Source organism: Streptomyces sp. NPDC101166, assembly GCF_044768125.1.
Lineage (GTDB): Bacteria > Actinomycetota > Actinomycetes > Streptomycetales > Streptomycetaceae > Streptomyces.
The window spans coordinates 1-1,170 of the sequence record NZ_JBIWPF010000237.1 but is presented as its reverse complement, the minus strand read 5'-3'; the positions used below and the strand labels follow the sequence as shown (position 1 = coordinate 1,170).

At 70.7% G+C, this 1,170-nt stretch carries 2 protein-coding genes; both read right to left on the bottom strand.

The annotated features are described in order from the left end of the window. Positions 1-220 (bottom strand): response regulator transcription factor (locus ACIRS4_RS38025; protein ID WP_404204820.1); only part of this gene is annotated, 220 nt, incomplete at its 3' end. Continuing rightward, positions 217-1,170 (bottom strand): sensor histidine kinase (locus tag ACIRS4_RS38020; protein ID WP_404204818.1); only part of this gene is annotated, 954 nt, incomplete at its 5' end. The genes ACIRS4_RS38025 and ACIRS4_RS38020, both read right to left, overlap by 4 nt.

Genomic DNA, 1,170 nt, shown 5'->3' with positions numbered 1-1,170 from the left:
CGGTGGCGTCGGCGCCGGACTTGCCGGGACCGAAGCGGAGGTCCATCAGGACCAGGTCGACCTCGGTCGTGGAGCAGAAGGCCACCGAATCCTCGGCGGTGGCGACCTCCCCCACGACGTCGATGTCGTCGGAATCGGTTTCGGCGACGCTGGAGTCGAGGAGGGCGCGCAGGCCCGCGCGGACGATGGCGTGGTCGTCGGCGAGGAGGATGCGGATCATTGGTCCTCCAGGGGGAAGTAGACGGTGACCGCGGTGTGGCCGGGTTCGGATTCGACATCCATGGTGCCGCCCTGCTGCTCCACCCGATTGCGCATGGCGTTCAAACCGAAGCTGCCCGACGGGGATTCGGCCAGCACGGCCGGATCGATGCCGACGCCGTCGTCGACCACGTCGAGGTGCACGGCGTCGTCGCCGTAGGTGAGGGTCACCCGCATGCGCTGAGCCTGCGCGTGCCGCACCACATTCGACACCGCGCCCTGCGCGATGCGGACCAGCGCGGCCTCGATCGGCATGGGCAGCGCCTGCGGATCGCCCTCGACGAGAACCTCCGCCTCCAACCCTGGGGCGGCGGCCCGCTCCGCGATCCGGGTGAGCGCGCCCGCGAGGGACTGGCCCTCCAGCGCGGCCGGCGTGAGTTCGGCGATGAGATGGCGGGTTTCGACGAGACTGTCGGCGGCGGTCTCCCGGGCCAGCCGAATCCGTTCCAGCGCCGGATGATCGGGGGCGGCCCGCTCGACGGCGTGCAGCAGCAGCTGAATACTGCTGAGCCCCTGCGCGACGGTGTCGTGGATCTCCTGCGCCAGCCGCTCCCGTTCGGCCATCTTGCCCGCGGTGCGTTCCTGTTCGGCGAGAGTCTCTCGGGTGGCGAGCAATTCGTCGATGAGCCGCTGCCGTTCCGCGGCCTCCCGGAACAGGGCCTCGTAGCCGAGCCCGATGGCGACCGCGACCAGCGCGCCCAGCAGCGGGCCGATCACACCGGCGACCGTCCAGCCGCGGTGCGCGGCGAACCCGACGACGGCGACCACGGTCGCGGCGATCACCGCCAGCACGCCCCAATAGCGCGGCAGCAGATGCAGATAGAGGAAGAAGAGGCCGAAGACCAGATAGACGGCCAGCGGGGCGACGAGCACCAGGGCCAGCCAGAGCAGGGTCAGCGCACCGAGCCAGAT